The following is a 15,263-nucleotide window of genomic DNA, read 5'->3' on the forward strand; positions in this document are numbered from 1 at the left end:
TCGTTGGCTTTTTTCCCGCTGGCGCTGGTGGTTGTTTTTTTCTTGGTTTGTGTCGTGGGGTGACTACCGCCGGGCCCTCCGCTGCGGCGGTCGCCCGGGACCCCGGGCTGCAGCCGGAGCGGACCCGGCTGGCCTGGCGGCGCACCACCCTGTCCGCCACGGTGGTGGCGGTGCTCGCGGGCAAGCAGGCGATCCACGACGACGTGACGGCGCCCGGGCTCGTCGCGGCGGGCCTTTCGGCGCTGGTGTGCATCGGTTTCCTCGCGGTGGCGCACCGCCGGATCCAGTCCCTCGGCGCGGCGCGGCCGCCGGCCCTGTCGCGCCGGGGCGCGCTGCTCGCGGCGACGTGCACGGTGGCGTTCGCGGGTTTCGCGGTCGCGGTGCTGCTCTGAGCGACGGGCCCCCATGGCCGACCCCCGGCGCCGGCCCCGCGCCGGGGCCGGGGCCGGGGCCGGGGCCGGGGCAGCCTCCCTGGGAAGGAGGCCTGACCCGCCCAGTCGGGCATATCCGCCCGAATCTGCCCTTACGGGCATTCCGGACTAGCCTGAGGTGGACAGCCGACCCCTGCCAGAGGCGGAGCCATGACCGTTCTCCATCATGAGCACCCCACCCACGCGCACACCCACGGCCCGTCCTGCGGGCACACCGCGGTCACGCACCGGGACCACGTCGACTACGCCCACGACGGCCATCTGCACCGCGAGCACGCCGGGCACTGGGACGAGTGCGAGCCCACCTCCCACGTCCCGCACACCCATCCCGACCACACCCACGGGCCAGACTGCGGGCACACCGGCGTGACGCACGGCGACCACGTCGACTACCTGCACGACGGACACCGGCACGCCGAGCACGGCAACCACTGGGACGACCACTAGGGCCTGTCCGGCGGACGGACCCCAGACGTACGGCAGCAGCAGACCGACTTCCCCCGGGCCGGGACCTGCTGGCACGCTTCCCCCTGCCCAGCCCTGTCCGGTCAGGGCTCTCAACCGGGGGATTCCCTTTGTCTGCCACCGAGCCGTACGTGGTCGCCGTCGCGCCGAACGTCCACGCCTTCGTCCAGCCCGACGGGGGCTGGTGCCTCAACAACGCCGGCTTCGTCGGCGACGGCCGCGAGTCCCTGCTCGTCGACACCGCCGCCACCGAGCGCCGGGCCAGGCTGCTGCGCGCCGCCGTCCTCGACGCGGGCCTCGCCCTGCCGCGCACGATCGTCTCCACCCACCACCACGGCGACCACACCTACGGCAACGGGGTGTTCCGGCCCGAGGCCCGGATCGTCGGGCACGACAACTGCCGCGCCGAGCAGCTGGCCGCCGGGCGGCAGCTCCATCTCATCTGGCCGCAGACCGACTTCGGCGAGGTCGAGATCCTGCCGCCGGACCTCACGTACGGCGACCGTCTGACGCTGTACGTCGGGGAGACGGAGGTACGGGTGATCCACCCGGGTCCCGCGCACACCACCGGCGACTCGATCGTCCATCTGCCCGAGCAGGGCGTGGTGTTCACCGGCGACCTGATCTTCCACGGCGGCACGCCGTTCCTGCCGATGGGCTCGCTGGCCGGTTCGCTGCGCGCGCTCGAACTGCTGCGCACGCTGGACGCGTCCACGGTGGTGCCGGGGCACGGCCGGGTCACCGACCCGTCCGCGTACGACGCGACCGAGCGCTATCTGCGCTGGGTGGGCGAACTCGCGGCCGAGGGCCACGCCAAGGGCGCGACGCCGCTGGAGACGGCGCGCCGGGCGGACCTGGGCGAGTTCGCCGCGTGGCAGGAGAGCGAGCGCCTGGTCGCCAATCTGCACCGCGCGTACGCGGAGCTGGACGGGCTGCCGGAGGGTCACCCGCTGGACGCGGCGGCCGTGTTCGGGGACATGGCCGCGATGAACGGCGGGATGCCGGTGGCCTGCCACGCGTAGGTCCGTCCGACGCCCGGGGACGGGGACGCCTGACCGGCCGGCCCCGTCCCGGTCCTTCCAGCGCAGGCCAGGGAGGGGCGGCTACGGCCCCCGCCCGGTCCTCACCAGCGCGGCTCCGGCTCCGGCTCCGCCCCCGTCCTCACCAGCGCGGCCCCGGGGGCGGGGTCTGCCAGTCCGGGTCCGCCGCCCGCATCGCCGCCGCGTCGTCGCGGTCGCGCATCCGGCCGTCGTCCTCGCACCAGCGGCGGTGGAGGTCGGCGAGCCGGTCGCGGTCGAGTTCCACGCCGAGGCCCGGCGCGTCGGAGACGGCGAGCCGGCCGGCCCGGAACTCGGGTGCGGCGGTGACCACGTCGTCGGTCTGCCACGGGTAGTGGGTGTCGCAGGCGTGGTGGAGTCCGGGCAGGGTGGCGGCGACCTGGGTCATCGCGGCGAGGCTGATGCCCAGGTGGGTGTTGGAGTGCATGGAGAGTCCGACCCCGTACGTGCGGCAGAGCGCGGCGAGTTCGCGCGTGCGGTGCAGCCCGCCCCAGTAGTGGTGGTCGCACAGCACGATGTGCACCGCTCCGCGCGAGAAGGCCTCCGGCACCTCCTCGAAGGTGGTCACGCACATGTTGGTGGCGAGCGGCACGTCCGTACGGGCGGCGATCTCCGCCATCGCGGTGGTGCCGGCCGACGGGTCCTCGAGGTATTCGAGGACGTCGCCGAGTTCGCGGGCGACGGCGAGCGAGGTCGGCACGGACCAGGCTCCGTTGGGATCGAGGCGGAGCGGCCTGCCGGGGAACTCCTTCGCGAGGGCGCGGATCGCGGCGATCTCCTGGTCCGGCTCGAAGACCCCGCCCTTGAGCTTGAACGAGCCGAAGCCGTGGAGGCGGTCGAAGCGGCGGGCCTGTTCGACCACGCCGGCCGGGTCGAGGGCCTCGCCCCAGGCGTCGGGGGCGCCGCCGGGGTGGGCGGCCCACTTGTGGAAGAGGTACGCGCTGTACTCGACCTCGTCGCGGACCTTGCCGCCGAGCAGGGCGTGCACGGGCAGGCCGAGGCTCCTGCCGAGGGCGTCGAGGCAGGCGGTCTCGACGGCGGAGACGACGGAGAGCCGGAGCTTGTCGGCGGTCCGGACGCCCCGCAGACCGCCGGCGTCGACCCGCTCGTCGACCCGCTCGCCCGCGTCCCCGGCCGCCGCCGCGCCGCACACCTCGGCGGCCAGCGCGAACAGGCCGTTCACATCCGTGACCGAGCGCCCGGGAAGGGCGGCAGCCAGCGGCCGCGCCAGGTCCAGGTACACCGTGTCGCCGTACGTCTCGCCGAGGCCGGTCACGCCGCCCGCGGTGACCACCTCCACCACCAGGCGCGGGGTGAAGGGCTGGTGGACGCCCTGGGTGTTGAGGAGGGGTGGGTCCTGAATGAGGACGGGGGTCAGCCGGACATGGTCGATGCGCAGCGCTGAATCCATATGTGAACCCTATTCAGGAACGCGGATCGGGCACCAGAGGTGCGCATCGCCTTTCCCTGGCGGCCCGGCGAGCGACGGGGCACACTCTGGACGACATACCGACTGGTCGGTCATCATGAACGGCGACGCCGACCCCGGAGGTACGCCCGTATGACCACCACCCCGCCCGGTCCCCCGCCACCCGGTCTCGACCCCGGTCCGCTGCGCCGGTTCCTCGACCGCGAGCGGCCCGGCCTCGTCGCCGGCCCCCTCACCGCCCGGCTGATCGAGGGCGGCCGCTCCAACCTCACGTACGTCGTGACCGACGGGACCGCCCGATGGGTCGTCCGCCGCCCGCCGCTCGGCCACGTCCTGGCCACCGCGCACGACATGAAGCGCGAGCACCGCGTGATCAGCGCCCTGGGCCCCACGGCCGTGCCGGTGCCCGAGGCGGTGCTGCTGTGCGAGGACGAGTCGGTGCTGGGAGCGCCGTTCTACGTGATGGACTTCGTCGAGGGCACCCCGTACCGCACCGCCGCCGAGCTGGCCCCGCTGGGCCCCGAACGCACCCGCGCCGCCGTCCTCGGCCTGGTCGACACCCTGGTCGACCTGCACGCCGTCGACCCGGCCGCCGTCGGACTCGCCGACTTCGGGCGGCCCGAGGGCTTCCTGGACCGGCAGCTGCGCCGCTGGGGCAAGCAGCTCGCCGCCTCACGGGGCCGCGAACTGGCCGGCATCGACGAGCTGCACGCCGCGCTGGGCCGTGAGCTGCCCGTCTCCCCCGCCCCCACCGTGATCCACGGCGACTACCGCCTCGACAACGTCCTCATCGGCGCGGACGACCGCATCCAGGCGGTCCTGGACTGGGAGATGTCCACCCTCGGCGACCCGCTCACCGACCTCGGCCTGCTGGTCATGTACAGCACGCCGCTGGAGGTGCCGGACTCCCCCGTCTCCACCACCGCGACGGCCGCGGGCCACCCGGGCACCGCCGAGCTGATCGCCCGGTACGCCGAGCGCTCCGGCCGGGACGTCGGGGCGATCGGCTGGTACACGGCCTTCGCCTGGTTCAAGCTCGCCGTGATCCTCGAGGGCATCCACTACCGCTACACCCTCGGCCAGACCGTCGGCGCCGGCTTCGACCGGATCGGCGAGCTCGTCCCCGTCTTCATCGAGCACGGCCTCACCACCCTCCAGGGCCACCAGGAACTCCAGGAAGGCTGACCCGTCATGCACTTCGCGTACGACGCCCGCACCGAGGAACTGCGGGCGAAGCTCCTCGCCTTCATGGACGAGCACGTGTACCCGGCCGAGGCCGTCGCCGAGGAGCAGCGGGCCGCGCTCGCCTCGCCCTGGGACACCCCGCCGGTCGTCGAGGACCTGAAGGCGGAAGCCCGCCGCCAGGGCCTGTGGAACCTCTTCCTCCCCGACGAGGAGTACGGGGCGGGGCTCACCAACCTCCAGTACGCGCCGCTCGCCGAGATCACCGGCCGCAGCCCCCAGCTCGCGCCCACCGCCCTCAACTGCGCGGCCCCCGACACCGGGAACATGGAGGTGCTGGCCCAGTTCGGCGACGAGGCACAGAAGAAGCAGTGGCTGGAGCCGCTGCTCGCGGGCGAGATCCGCTCGGCCTTCGCCATGACCGAGCCCGAGGTGGCCTCCTCGGACGCGACCAACATCGAGACCCGGATCCGGCGCGACGGCGACTCGTACGTCATCAGCGGGCGCAAGTGGTACATCTCCGGGGCGATGAACCCCGACTGCCGGATCTTCATCGTCATGGGCAAGACGGATCCGGACGGATCCGACATCCGCCGCCAGCAGTCGATGGTCCTCGTCCCCCGCGACACCCCTGGCGTCGAGGTGCGCCGCGCGATGCGGGTGTACGGCTTCGAGGACCACTACCACGGCGGGCACGCCGAGGTGGTGTTCGACGACGTCCGCGTGCCGGCCGCCAACCTGATCGGCGAGGAGGGCGGCGGCTTCGCGATCGCCCAGGCCCGCCTCGGGCCGGGGCGCATCCACCACTGCATGCGGCTGATCGGCATGGCCGAGCGGGCCGTGGAGCTGATGTGCCGGAGGGCCGTGTCCCGCCACGCCTTCGGCAAGTCCCTCGCCCAGCAGGGCGTGGTGCAGAACTGGATCGCGGACGCCAGGGTCACGATCGAGCAGCTGCGGCTGCTCGTCCTGAAGACGGCGTGGCTGATGGACACCGTCGGCAACCGCGGCGCGCACACGGAGATCCAGGCGATCAAGATCGCCACCCCGCGCGCGGTCGTCGACATCGTCGACAAGGCCGTCCAGCTGCACGGCGCGGGCGGCGTCTCGCAGGACTTCCCGCTCGCCGAGCTGTGGGCCGCGGCCCGCACCCTGAAGCTCGCGGACGGCCCGGACGAGGTGCACCAGCGCTCGCTGGCCCGGCGGGAGCTGAAGAAGTACCTCTGACGGAGCCCGGCAGGTGCCCGCCCCCCGGTCCTGGGGAGGCGGGCACAACCCATCTACGGGCGCAGGGCCCGCAGCAGCAGGTCGGCGAGGTGGTCGGCGACCTGCTGCGGGGTCAGGGGTCCGTCCGGGCGGTACCAGGTCGACAGGTGGTGGACCGAGCCGAAGTGGTAGTCCACCACCAGGTCGGCGGGCGTCGCGTCGGAGAACACCCCGGACCGCTGGCCCTCCTCGATCAGCGCCCGGAACCGCTCGTGGTAGCGCCGCCGCTCGGCCCGTACCTGCTTGTTCTTCTCCGGGCTGAGGTGGTGCATGGAGCGGAAGAAGATCGCCGCGTCGTCGAGGTTCTCGATCGTGGTGACGACCACGTCCGCGGCGGCGCCGCGCAGCCGGTCCTCGATCGGCGCGTCGGCGTCCGCGAAGGCGTCGAGCCGCTCCTGCTGGAGGCGCAGCACCCGGGCGTAGACCTCCTGGAGCAGGTCCTCCTTGGAGCCGAAGTAGTGGTAGAGGGCGCCCTTGGTGACGCCCGCCGCCTCCACGATCTCCTGGACGGAGGTCCTGTCGTACCCCTGCTCGGCGAAGAGCCGGGTGGCGGCGGCGAGGAGCCTCTGGGGGACGGGGGTGCCGTTCCCGTCCGTCGTCCTGGCCATACTGGGCCGCCTTTCGTTCACGCGGGTGCCGCTCGTGCTGCTGGTGCTTCTGGTGCTCACTGCCGGGACCGCAGGTCCCGCCTGAGGATCTTCCCACTTGTCGTCTTGGGCAGCTCCGGCAGGATCTCGACCTCGCGCGGGTACTTGTACGCGGCGAGCCGCTGCTCGCAGTAGTCGGAGAGCTCGCCGGGCTCCGCCGCCGCGCCCGGGCGCAGACTCACGTACGCCTTGACGGTCTCGCCGCGGTAGGCGTCCGGGACGCCCACGACGGCGGCCTCGCGGACGGCCGGGTGGGTGTAGAGGACGTCCTCGACCTCGCGCGGCCAGACCTTGAAGCCGGAGGCGTTGATCATGTCCTTCTTGCGGTCGACGACGTACAGCCAGCCGTCCTCGTCCATGAAGCCGATGTCGCCGGTGCGCAGTTCCCCGTCGGGGAAGGCGGCGGCGGTGGCCTCGGGCAGTCCCCAGTAGCCGGGGACGACCTGCGGGCCGCGGACGGCGATCTCGCCGTGGGTGCCGAAGGGCACCTCGGCGCCGTCCTCGTCGAGTATGCGGACCACGGTGTCGGGTCCCGGTACGCCGACCGACAGGGTGCCGGAGACCGGGTCGACGGGTGCCTCGTGCTCCGGCGGTACGGAGGCGCAGGGCGCGGTGCACTCGGTGAGGCCGTAGCCGTTGCGCAGGTACGGGCCGAAGCCGGCCCGGAACTTCTCGACGAGCGCGGGCGGGACGGGCGCGCCGCCGGACGACACGACCAGGAAGGACGAGAAGTGGTCGGGCGTCGCCGCGGGGTGGGCGGCGAGCGCCATGAAGGCGGTGGACGGGCCGACGGTGTAGGCGGGCCGGTGCTCCAGGAAGGCGTCGAGGACGACGCCGGGCTCGAAGCGGTAGGCGAGGACGAGGGTGCCGGCGTTGACGAAGCAGGCGCCGAGTTCGCAGACGAGACCCGTGATGTGGAAGAGCGGGGCGAGGACGAAGTAGCCGGCGCCGGGGGGCACCGGATGGCCGGTGCGCTGCCGTTCGGCGTTGTGGACGATGCCCCGGTGGAGGTTGAGGGCGCCCTTGGGGGTGCCGCTCGTGCCGGAGGTGTAGCTGATCAGGGCGATGTCGTCGGTGGTGAGCTCGCGGTCCGCGGGTGCCGGGTGCCCGGCTCGGGCGACGGCCAGGAGGTCGTCGGCATGGGCGCCGGTGTCGGCATCGGTGCCGGTGTCGCGGGGGACGGGCTCGAAGCCCAGGACGCGCGGGTCGTCGCGGGTCTGGAGCTGGCGCTCGTCGGCGGTGAGCGCGACGGCGACGCCGGTGCCGGCCGCGGCGGCGCGCACGTGCCCGGCCCACGCGCGGTCGGAGCAGACGACGGCGCGGGCGCCCGAGTCGCGCAGGGCGTGGCGGACCTCGGCCGACTTGTACATGGGGTTGAGCGGGACGACGGTGGCCCCGGCCTTCCACGCGCCGAGGAGGGCGAGGACGAAGTGCGGGCTGTTCTGCAGCATGACCGCGACGCGGTCGCCGCGCTCGACGCCGCGGGCGGCGAGGTGGCCGGCGACGGAGTCGGAGAGGGCGTCGGCCTCGCGGTAGCTGATCCGGCCGTCGAAGTAGGCGAGGGCGGGATGACCGGGCGTGCGGGCGACGGCGGCCCGGAAGGCGTGCAGGAGGGTGGGCGGCGGGTCGATCGGGGCCCGCTGGGCCTCGCTGAGCCGGCCGAGCCAGGGCTTGGCGGCGTAGATCGAGCCCTTCCCGGCAGCGGTGTCCTGGGTCATGCGCCGGCTCCTTCCCACGTGCGCTGGATGTGGTTCATGCCGCCGAGCCACCGCTCGGGGTCGGTGGCCCGGGCCCGGTAGTAGTCGGCCACCTCGGGGTGCGGCAGGACCAGGAAGCGGTCGGCGGCCATGGCCTCGAAGAGCGCGTCGGCGACGTCCTCGGGCTCGATGGCGGTCGGCGCGAGCACCAGGTCGCCCGCCGATCCTGCCGCGGTGAGCATGTCCGTACGCACGCCCTGCGGGCAGATGGCATGGACCTTCAGACCGCGGTGGCGGTAGGTGAGCGAGAGCCATTCGGCGAAGGCGTACGCGCCGTGCTTGGAGACGCTGTACGGGGCGGCGCCGATCATGGTGAGCAGTCCCGCGGCGGAGACGGTCGAGACGAAGCGGCCGCTGCCGCGCTCCAGCCAGTCGGGCAGCAGGGCGCGGGCGGCGCGGACGTGGGCCATCACGTTGACGTCCCAGGCGGCCGCCCACACGTCCTCCTCGGCGAAGGCGTCGCCGGGCGAGGCGAGTCCGGCGTTGGCGCACCAGACGTCCACGGTGCCGCCCAGGGCCTCCCGGGCCTCCTCGACGACCGCGGAGGCGTCCCCGGGCACCGCGAGGCCGCCGATCTCCTCGGCGACGGCCTTGGTGCGGCCGGGGTCGAGGTCGTTGACGACGACGCGCGCGCCCTCGGCGGCGAACCGCCGGGCGAGCGCGGCCCCGATACCGCCTCCCGCCCCCGTGACGACCACTCCCGCACCCTGCACCGAACTCATCCCGGCCCACCTCTCGCTCGCGGTTGTGCGGGCAGACTAACCGGTCGGTATGGAGCCGGGGAAGGGTGCGGCGCACCCTCCCTCCACGGGTCCCGCACGGCTTCGCGGTACGCCTCGTTCCGCGGGGAGCGCGGCGGCGCTAGCGTGCGTGGGCATGTCACGGAAGGCGATCAAGGAGGTTTCTTCATGAGCCTGTCCAGACGGGGTCTGCTGGCCGCGAGCGGTGCACTCGGCGCGGCGGCGGTGGCGGCGGGGGCCGGTCCGGCCGCCGCCGACGCGCCGCCCGGCCGGGGCCGCCGGGTGCGGACCGGTTTCGAGCGGCTCGCCGCCGACGGTTACGCGCAGCTCGCCGGCCGGCGGGTCGGCGTGGTCACCAACCCGACCGGCATCACCGCGGACGCCCGGCACGTCGTGGACGTGATGCACGCCGACGAACGCGTCGACCTGGTGGCCGTCTTCGGCCCCGAGCACGGCTTCCGCGGCACCGCCCAGGCCGGCGGTTCGGAGGGCCGCTACGACGACCCGGCGACCGGGCTGCCCGTCTACGACACGTACCTGAAGAGCGGTCAGGCGCTCGCGGACGTCTTCACGGCCTCGGGCGTGGACACGGTCGTGTTCGACATCCAGGACGTGGGCGCCCGCTTCTACACGTACATCTGGACGCTCTACGACTGCATGGCCGCGGCCTCGCTCGCGGGCAAGCGCTTCGTGGTCCTCGACCGGCCGAATCCGGTGACCGGGCGGGCCGCGCTCGGCCCGGTCCTGGACCGGGCGTTCGCGACCTTCGTGGGCCGCGAGCCCGTCGCGCAGGCGCACGGGATGACGGTGGCGGAGCTGGCACGGCTCTTCAACGGCGAGTTCCTGACGAAGCCGGTGCCGCTGGAGACGGTCGCGATGAGCGGCTGGCGGCGCGACGACTTCTTCGACGCGACCGGGCTGCCCTGGGTGCCGCCGAGCCCCAACATGCCGACGCCCGACACCGCCCTCGTGTACTCCGGCACCTGCCTCTTCGAGGGCACCAACCTGTCCGAGGGCCGCGGCACCACCCGCCCGTTCGAGCTGCTGGGCGCGGAGGGCATCGACGGCCGGTGGGCGGAGGCGGCGAACGCGCTCGGCCTGCCGGGCGTCCGCTTCCGGGAGGCGTACTTCGCGCCGACCTTCTCGAAGTTCCAGGGGAAGACCGTCGGCGGGGTGCAGCTGATGGTGCACGACCGGGAGGCCTTCGACCCGGTGCGGACCGGGATCGCGCTGCTCGTCACCGCGCGCCGCAGCTGGAGCGGCTTCGCGTGGCGCGCGGACCACTGGATCGACAAGCTGACCGGCTCGGCCCGCGTGCGGACGCTGATCGACGCGGGCGCGACGACGGACGAGGTGGTCGCCGCCTGGGAGACGGACCTCGCGGCCTTCCGGGCGGTGCGGCGGGAGTACCTGATGTACCGCTAGTGCCCGTCCTCGTACCGATCCTCGGCTCCGGAGGCCGGGCGGGCCCGTCCCGCCCGCCCCCGGACCCTGAGGGGGACACCGCCGGGCGCCGGCGCACCTGGCTGTCCGACGACTGGCCGTACCTCCGCGCGGGAAGAATGCCGGTGCCAACGGCGCACCTCGACGCGGAGGGACGGGCCCATGACGGTGACGAGTGTCGAGCCGTACCGCGAGGTGGACTTCGACAAGGACGGCGACGGACCGGCGGGCCAGGCGGAGGCGCTCGCGTCGCTGGCCCGGCGGGGCTGCACGGACCTGGTGCTCTTCGCGCACGGCTGGAACAACTCCCGTGCGGTGGCGAGCGGCCTCTTCGACCGCTTCTTCGCCCCGTTCCCCGGGGTGACCGGCGGCGGGACGCGGCTCGGGTACGCGGGCCTGGTCTGGCCTTCGATGATGTTCTCGGACGAGCGGGTGCCGGACTACGCGACGCTGGCCGCGGTCGTCCCCGGCCGGACGGCGGCGGTGACCCGGATCGCGGAGCTGCTCGCGCGGGAACCGGCGGACGAGGCGGCGTTCGCCGAGTTCGCGGGGCTGCTGAGGGAGCTGACGGGCACGGAGGAGGCCGGGCTGGTCGCGACCGAGGTGCCCGCGTTCCTGGTCGCCGACCCGCTGACGGTGTACGCGATGTTCGCCGACGCCCACGAGGCCGGGACGGCGGCCGTGGCCGACGCCCAGGCCACGGCGGTGGCAGCGGCAGCGGCGGCTCCGGGGGCGGGCCCGGGCACCGAGTCGCTGTTCGGCGGCGACCGCGTCACGCGGCTGTGGAAGGGCGCGAAGGAGGCGCTCCGCCAGGCGACGTACTTCACGATGAAGCGCCGGGCGGGCGTCGTCGGCGAGCGCGGCCTCGGCCCCCTGCTCGGTGACCTGGGGCGCCGGGCCCCGGAGCTGCGCGTCCACCTCGTCGGCCACAGCTTCGGCGCACGGCTCGTCGCGCACGCCCTGCGCGGGCTGCCCGCCGGCGTCCGCACCGTGAAGTCGGTGACGCTCCTTCAGGGCGCCTTCTCGCACTACGCCTTCGCGGACCGGCTCCCGCACGACCAGGACCGGCGCGGCTCGCTCGGCGGCCTCCAGAGCCGGGTCGACGGTCCGCTGGTGGCCTGCCACTCGCACCACGACAAGGCGCTGCGGGTGTTCTACCCGCTGGCCTCCCGGCTGGCCCGGGACGACGCGTCGCTGCTCGGCGACGACCGGCGCTGGTGGGCCGTCGGCCACGACGGCGTCCAGGGCGTGCCGGGCGCGGCCGCCCGCACGCTGGAGGCCGTGCTGCGGGACGGGCTGCCCGGTTCGGGCTGCGTGAGCGTGGACGCGGCGCGGGTCGTGGCCGAGCACAGCGACATCTGCCACGAGGAACTGGCCCGGCTGGTGGCCCGGGCGGGCCGCTTCGACTGACGCCGCCCGGCCACGGTGGCCTGTTTCGCGGGTCGATGGAACAGGAAGCGCCGCTCGTTCGTCCCTCTCATATCGCCGGAGTGCTAGCGACGGAGGTGGCAGACGATGGCCGGGTTCCGGAGTCTCGCGAGACAGGTCCGCGATCCGGGGTGCGACACGGCGTTGCGACGGTATTCGCTGCGCAAGTGCCTGGAGCGGTTCGCGCCCTACGGTCACCGGGCGACCTGGGACCATCTGTGCCGGAGGCACGGATTCGGTCCCGAGGACCGGGAGGCGGATCCGAGCCGCCTGGTGGCCGCGCTCGACGAGCTGGAGGCGGCCCGCTCGGTGTGGCTCGCGTACGAGAGGGAGTTCGCCGAGCGGCGGCGCCGCGAGAAACACGGCGGGCTGCGCCGGCCGGGCGGGCTCGACGAGTGGCACCGCAGGATCTGGGGCGGCAACGGGGTGGCCCGCTGCGACGACCCGGCGCGCCATCCCTCGGAGCCGCTGCCGGAGGTGGTGGGCAGGCTGGTGGAGGCGCTGCGGAACGGCCCGGGCGAGCACTGCCCGGTGTGTGCGGGCCCGCGCATCGAGTGGCGGTCGGAGCTGCGGGACGAGCCGTGGTTCGGGCCGGTGTGCGAGGACTGCGGGGTGCTGATACCGCGGGGCGTGCTGACGCCCCGGGCGCTCGCCAGGACCCGTGGTGACGTGACGTCCCGGCTGGCGTCGGTGGCCTGATGCTCCAGGTGTGTCTCAACGGGGGCCGCGGGCCCGGGGACGCGGCCGGAGTGCCGATGTCCCCGGTCGCGATGGCCGAGGCGGCGGCCGCGGCGGTCGCCGCGGGCGCGGACGAGGTGCACGTCCACCCCAGGACGCCCTGCGGCAGCGACACCCTCTCGCCGCGGGTGCTCGCCGACACGCTCGCCGCGATCCGCGCGGCCGTGGGCGCCGGCGTGCCGTTGAGCGTGTCGACCGGCGCCCGCGCGGAGCCCGACCCGGTGCGCAGGCTCGCGCGGGTGCGCTCCTGGACGGTGCTGCCGGACCGCGCGACGGTCGCCTGGCACGAGCCGGGCGCGGAGGCCCTCGCGACGGCGCTGCTCGACCGGGGCGTCGCGGTCGACGCGGTCCTGCGCCAGGGCACCGACGGTCCGGCGCGCTTCCTGCGCTCCTCGACGGCCCCGCGCGTGCCGCGGGTCCTGGCCGAGGCCGGGTCGGAGGAGGCGGCACTCGCCCTCCTCGCGACGCTCGCCCGCTCGCCGCACGCCCGGCCGGTCCTGCTCCACGGACGCGACGGCGCGGCGTGGCCGCTCTTCCGCCTGGCCCGCCGCCTGGGCCTGGCCGCCCGCACGGGCCTGGAGGACACCCTGCTGCTCCCGGACAGGACGCGGGCCGGCTCCAACGCTCAGCTGGTCTCGGCGGCCCTCGCCGAGTCCGCCCGGGCGACCGTCTCGTCGTAGCGGAGCCACCGCTCCTCGTACGGCACCGCGAGCAGCGCCAACTCCTCGGCGCCGTAGCAGTGCGAGCATCCGGCGGGTGGCGCGGTCATCCCGCGGAAGACGTCCTCGACGCGACGGAGGGCGGCGGCGAGGGCGGGAGGGAGCGGCGTGCCGGTCATGGCGGCGGGTCCTGACGGGACTCCGCCGGGCCGGCGCCCGGCGAAGAGAGCGACGCTACCAGCCGACAAACCGTTCGCCCAGCGGAATTGGAGCCGTCAGAGTGTGCGGCGATGACCACACACGGAAAACCCACCGAGCTGCCGGAGTTCTGAATGTCCACGCTGCGCGTCACCGCCGAGACCCTGACCGTCCACGACCACCCCAACGCCGACGCGCTCGAACTCGCGCAGGTCGGCCTCTACCGGGCGGTCGTCGCGAAGGGCCGTTTCCGCACCGGTGACGTGGCGCTCTACATCCCGGAACAGGCCGTGCTGCCCGCCCCGCTCGTCGAGGAGCTGGGGCTGACCGGGCGGCTCGCCGGGAAGGCCTCGGACCGGGTCAAGGCGGTACGGCTGCGCGGGGAGTTGTCGCAGGGGCTGGTGTGCCTGCCGAAGGCGCTCGACGGCGTGGACCTGAAGCAGGCGGCGCAGGACGGCACGGACTTCGCGGAGCTGCTCGGCATCACCAAGTGGGCGCCGCCGGTCCCGCCGACGATGAGCGGGGACGTGGAGGCGGCACCGGATCTGCTGCCGTGGGTGGAGATCGAGAACCTGCACCGCTTCCCGGACGTGTTCGAGCCGGGCGAGCCGGTGGTCCTCACCGAGAAGCTGCACGGCACGGCCTGCCTCGTCACCTATCTCGCCGAGGAGGGCCGGACGGTCGTCTCGTCCAAGGGCTTCGGCGCGAAGGGCCTGGCCCTGAAGGAGGACCCGCGCAACCTGTACTGGCGCGCCGTCCACGGCCACGGCCTGTCCGCCGTCGCCGCCCGGCTCGCCGCCCGCCTCGGCGCCCGGCGCGTCGGCCTGTTCGGCGAGGTGTACGGCGCCGGGGTGCAGGACCTGGCGTACGGGGCGAACGCCCGCGCCGAGGAGGGCGTCGGCTTCGCGCTGTTCGACCTGTCCGCCGACATCGACGGGCAGGTGCGGTGGCTGGATCCGGCCGAGGTGCTCGAGCCGGGCGAACTGCCGCTCGTCCCGCGGCTCTACGCCGGTCCGTACGACCTGGACACCGTCCTGGCCCTCGCGAGCGGCCGGGAGACGGTGTCCGGGCGCGAGCTGCACCTGCGTGAGGGCGTCGTGATCCGCCCGGCGGCCGAGCGGTACAGCCCGGTCACCGGCGGACGCGCGATAGCGAAGGCGGTCAGCCCCGCGTACCTGACCCGCAAGGGCGGCACCGAGTACGAGTGACGCCCGCTTCCCGGACCGAGCAGGGGCCCGCCCACGGGGGTGGCGGGTCCCTGTTCGTCATGCGTCCTTGCGTTCCGGCATCAGGCGCGAGCCGGTGAGCCGCTCGCCGAAGACGTCGTCGGGGTTGGACAGGACGCAGTTCTCGAGGGACAGACAGCCGCAGCCGATGCAGTCGCTGAGATGGTCCCGCAACCGCCCGAGCTGTTTGATCCGCTCGTCCAGCTCGGTCCGCCAGGTGCCCGAGAGCCGGGCCCAGTCCTCGCGGGTCGGGGTGCGTTCCTCGGGGAGCTGCGCGAGGGCGTCGCGGACGGTGGCGAGCGGGATGCCGACCCGCTGGGCGGCGCGGATGAAGGCGACCCTGCGCAGCGTGTCGCGGCCGTAGCGGCGCTGGTTCCCGCTGGTGCGGCGGCTGCTGATCAGGCCCTTCGCCTCGTAGAAGTGCAGGGCCGAGACGGCCGCCCCGCTGCGCGCGGACAGCTGGCCGACGGTCAGTTCGTGGATCTTCTCGGGAATCTGCGGCACTCGTCCGAGCCTACGTGAGGAGGTCCGTTCCGTTGACAGGAGACCGCTCGCCGCACATGCTGAGCAAGCGCTTAGACACGTCCACCTGAGAGGGA

16 protein-coding genes are annotated in these 15,263 nt (G+C 74.1%); 10 read left to right on the plus strand and 6 right to left on the minus strand.

The features are described from left to right. Positions 1–59 precede the first annotated feature (59 nt). From ACFWJO_RS11170 to ACFWJO_RS11180, 3 genes are all read left to right on the plus strand, one after another. A complete protein-coding gene (locus tag ACFWJO_RS11170) occupies positions 60–392 on the plus strand; it encodes a DUF202 domain-containing protein (protein WP_386864427.1) in 333 nt (110 codons plus the stop codon). Positions 393–581: 189 nt separating this feature from the next. Beyond that, on the plus strand, positions 582–878 hold the full coding sequence (locus ACFWJO_RS11175) for a hypothetical protein (RefSeq protein WP_386864428.1): 297 nt from the start codon (positions 582–584) through the stop codon (positions 876–878). A 128-nt stretch (positions 879–1,006) separates the two neighbouring features. Then, positions 1,007–1,918: an MBL fold metallo-hydrolase gene (locus ACFWJO_RS11180; RefSeq protein WP_386864429.1), complete on the plus strand. Its 912-nt coding sequence runs from the start codon at positions 1,007–1,009 to the stop codon at positions 1,916–1,918. Between the two features lie 139 nt (positions 1,919–2,057). Here ACFWJO_RS11180 and ACFWJO_RS11185 read toward each other — a convergent pair whose 3' ends face one another. After that, the gene (locus ACFWJO_RS11185) at positions 2,058–3,365 is read right to left on the minus strand and encodes an enolase C-terminal domain-like protein (RefSeq protein WP_386864430.1); all 1,308 of its coding nucleotides are present in this window, start codon (positions 3,363–3,365) and stop codon (positions 2,058–2,060) included. 150 nt (positions 3,366–3,515) lie between these two features. Here ACFWJO_RS11185 and ACFWJO_RS11190 point away from each other — a divergent pair, with 150 nt between their 5' ends. Then, positions 3,516–4,568, plus strand: coding sequence for a phosphotransferase family protein (locus ACFWJO_RS11190; protein ID WP_386864431.1), 1,053 nt, complete (start codon positions 3,516–3,518; stop codon positions 4,566–4,568). A 6-nt stretch (positions 4,569–4,574) separates the two neighbouring features. Next, the gene (locus tag ACFWJO_RS11195; protein WP_386864432.1) at positions 4,575–5,789 is read left to right on the plus strand and encodes an acyl-CoA dehydrogenase family protein; all 1,215 of its coding nucleotides are present in this window, start codon (positions 4,575–4,577) and stop codon (positions 5,787–5,789) included. 53 nt (positions 5,790–5,842) lie between these two features. Here ACFWJO_RS11195 and ACFWJO_RS11200 read toward each other — a convergent pair whose 3' ends face one another. From ACFWJO_RS11200 to ACFWJO_RS11210, 3 genes are read right to left on the minus strand one after another with little or no spacing between them, the layout of a single operon-like run. Continuing rightward, positions 5,843–6,436 (minus strand): TetR/AcrR family transcriptional regulator, encoded by a 594-nt coding sequence (locus tag ACFWJO_RS11200; RefSeq protein ID WP_385693561.1) that lies wholly within the window; start codon positions 6,434–6,436, stop codon positions 5,843–5,845. A gap of 56 nt (positions 6,437–6,492) precedes the next feature. Further along, positions 6,493–8,193 (minus strand): AMP-binding protein, encoded by a 1,701-nt coding sequence (locus ACFWJO_RS11205; protein ID WP_386864433.1) that lies wholly within the window; start codon positions 8,191–8,193, stop codon positions 6,493–6,495. Next, positions 8,190–8,954, minus strand: coding sequence for an SDR family oxidoreductase (locus ACFWJO_RS11210; protein WP_386864434.1), 765 nt, complete (start codon positions 8,952–8,954; stop codon positions 8,190–8,192). Before ACFWJO_RS11210 ends, ACFWJO_RS11205 begins: the two co-directional genes overlap by 4 nt. A 186-nt stretch (positions 8,955–9,140) precedes the next feature. Between ACFWJO_RS11210 and ACFWJO_RS11215 the strand changes: the two genes are divergently transcribed. From ACFWJO_RS11215 to ACFWJO_RS11230, 4 genes are all read left to right on the plus strand, one after another. Further along, positions 9,141–10,397, plus strand: a complete 1,257-nt coding sequence (locus tag ACFWJO_RS11215) for an exo-beta-N-acetylmuramidase NamZ domain-containing protein (protein ID WP_386864435.1) — start codon at positions 9,141–9,143, stop codon at positions 10,395–10,397. Positions 10,398–10,577: 180 nt separating this feature from the next. After that, positions 10,578–11,825: a serine-threonine protein kinase gene (locus ACFWJO_RS11220; RefSeq protein WP_386864436.1), complete on the plus strand. Its 1,248-nt coding sequence runs from the start codon at positions 10,578–10,580 to the stop codon at positions 11,823–11,825. 105 nt (positions 11,826–11,930) lie between these two features. Continuing rightward, positions 11,931–12,542 carry a hypothetical protein gene (locus ACFWJO_RS11225; RefSeq protein ID WP_384416232.1) on the plus strand — a complete coding sequence of 204 codons (612 nt, stop codon included), beginning with the start codon at positions 11,931–11,933 and terminating at the stop codon, positions 12,540–12,542. Further along, complete coding sequence (locus tag ACFWJO_RS11230) at positions 12,542–13,261, plus strand: 3-keto-5-aminohexanoate cleavage protein (protein WP_386864437.1); 720 nt, start codon at positions 12,542–12,544, stop codon at positions 13,259–13,261. Before ACFWJO_RS11225 ends, ACFWJO_RS11230 begins: the two co-directional genes overlap by 1 nt. On the opposite strand, the gene ACFWJO_RS11235 is transcribed toward ACFWJO_RS11230, so the two are convergent. Continuing rightward, positions 13,207–13,419, minus strand: a complete 213-nt coding sequence (locus ACFWJO_RS11235) for a hypothetical protein (protein WP_386864438.1) — start codon at positions 13,417–13,419, stop codon at positions 13,207–13,209. The genes ACFWJO_RS11230 and ACFWJO_RS11235 overlap by 55 nt on opposite strands. Positions 13,420–13,572: 153 nt before the next feature. Between ACFWJO_RS11235 and ACFWJO_RS11240 the strand changes: the two genes are divergently transcribed. Beyond that, entirely contained in the window at positions 13,573–14,646 is a 1,074-nt protein-coding gene (locus ACFWJO_RS11240) for an RNA ligase (ATP) (protein WP_386864439.1), read from the plus strand. Between the two features lie 57 nt (positions 14,647–14,703). On the opposite strand, the gene soxR is transcribed toward ACFWJO_RS11240, so the two are convergent. Next, the gene (gene soxR / locus ACFWJO_RS11245) at positions 14,704–15,168 is read right to left on the minus strand and encodes a redox-sensitive transcriptional activator SoxR (RefSeq protein WP_386864440.1); all 465 of its coding nucleotides are present in this window, start codon (positions 15,166–15,168) and stop codon (positions 14,704–14,706) included. Positions 15,169–15,263 lie beyond the last annotated feature (95 nt).

It is taken from the genome of Streptomyces sp. NPDC127092, from assembly GCF_042722475.1.
GTDB lineage: Bacteria > Actinomycetota > Actinomycetes > Streptomycetales > Streptomycetaceae > Streptomyces.

Coding starts and splice junctions, on each gene's coding strand:
- ACFWJO_RS11175 (WP_386864428.1), top strand. CDS start 582: ATGACCGTTCTCCATCATGAGCACCCCACCCACGCGCACACCCACGGC.
- ACFWJO_RS11185 (WP_386864430.1), bottom strand. CDS start 3,365: ATGGATTCAGCGCTGCGCATCGACCATGTCCGGCTGACCCCCGTCCTC.
- ACFWJO_RS11190 (WP_386864431.1), top strand. CDS start 3,516: ATGACCACCACCCCGCCCGGTCCCCCGCCACCCGGTCTCGACCCCGGT.
- ACFWJO_RS11195 (WP_386864432.1), top strand. CDS start 4,575: ATGCACTTCGCGTACGACGCCCGCACCGAGGAACTGCGGGCGAAGCTC.
- ACFWJO_RS11200 (WP_385693561.1), bottom strand. CDS start 6,436: ATGGCCAGGACGACGGACGGGAACGGCACCCCCGTCCCCCAGAGGCTC.
- ACFWJO_RS11205 (WP_386864433.1), bottom strand. CDS start 8,193: ATGACCCAGGACACCGCTGCCGGGAAGGGCTCGATCTACGCCGCCAAG.
- ACFWJO_RS11210 (WP_386864434.1), bottom strand. CDS start 8,954: ATGAGTTCGGTGCAGGGTGCGGGAGTGGTCGTCACGGGGGCGGGAGGC.
- ACFWJO_RS11215 (WP_386864435.1), top strand. CDS start 9,141: ATGAGCCTGTCCAGACGGGGTCTGCTGGCCGCGAGCGGTGCACTCGGC.
- ACFWJO_RS11220 (WP_386864436.1), top strand. CDS start 10,578: ATGACGGTGACGAGTGTCGAGCCGTACCGCGAGGTGGACTTCGACAAG.
- ACFWJO_RS11225 (WP_384416232.1), top strand. CDS start 11,931: ATGGCCGGGTTCCGGAGTCTCGCGAGACAGGTCCGCGATCCGGGGTGC.
- ACFWJO_RS11230 (WP_386864437.1), top strand. CDS start 12,542: ATGCTCCAGGTGTGTCTCAACGGGGGCCGCGGGCCCGGGGACGCGGCC.
- ACFWJO_RS11235 (WP_386864438.1), bottom strand. CDS start 13,419: ATGACCGGCACGCCGCTCCCTCCCGCCCTCGCCGCCGCCCTCCGTCGC.
- ACFWJO_RS11240 (WP_386864439.1), top strand. CDS start 13,573: ATGTCCACGCTGCGCGTCACCGCCGAGACCCTGACCGTCCACGACCAC.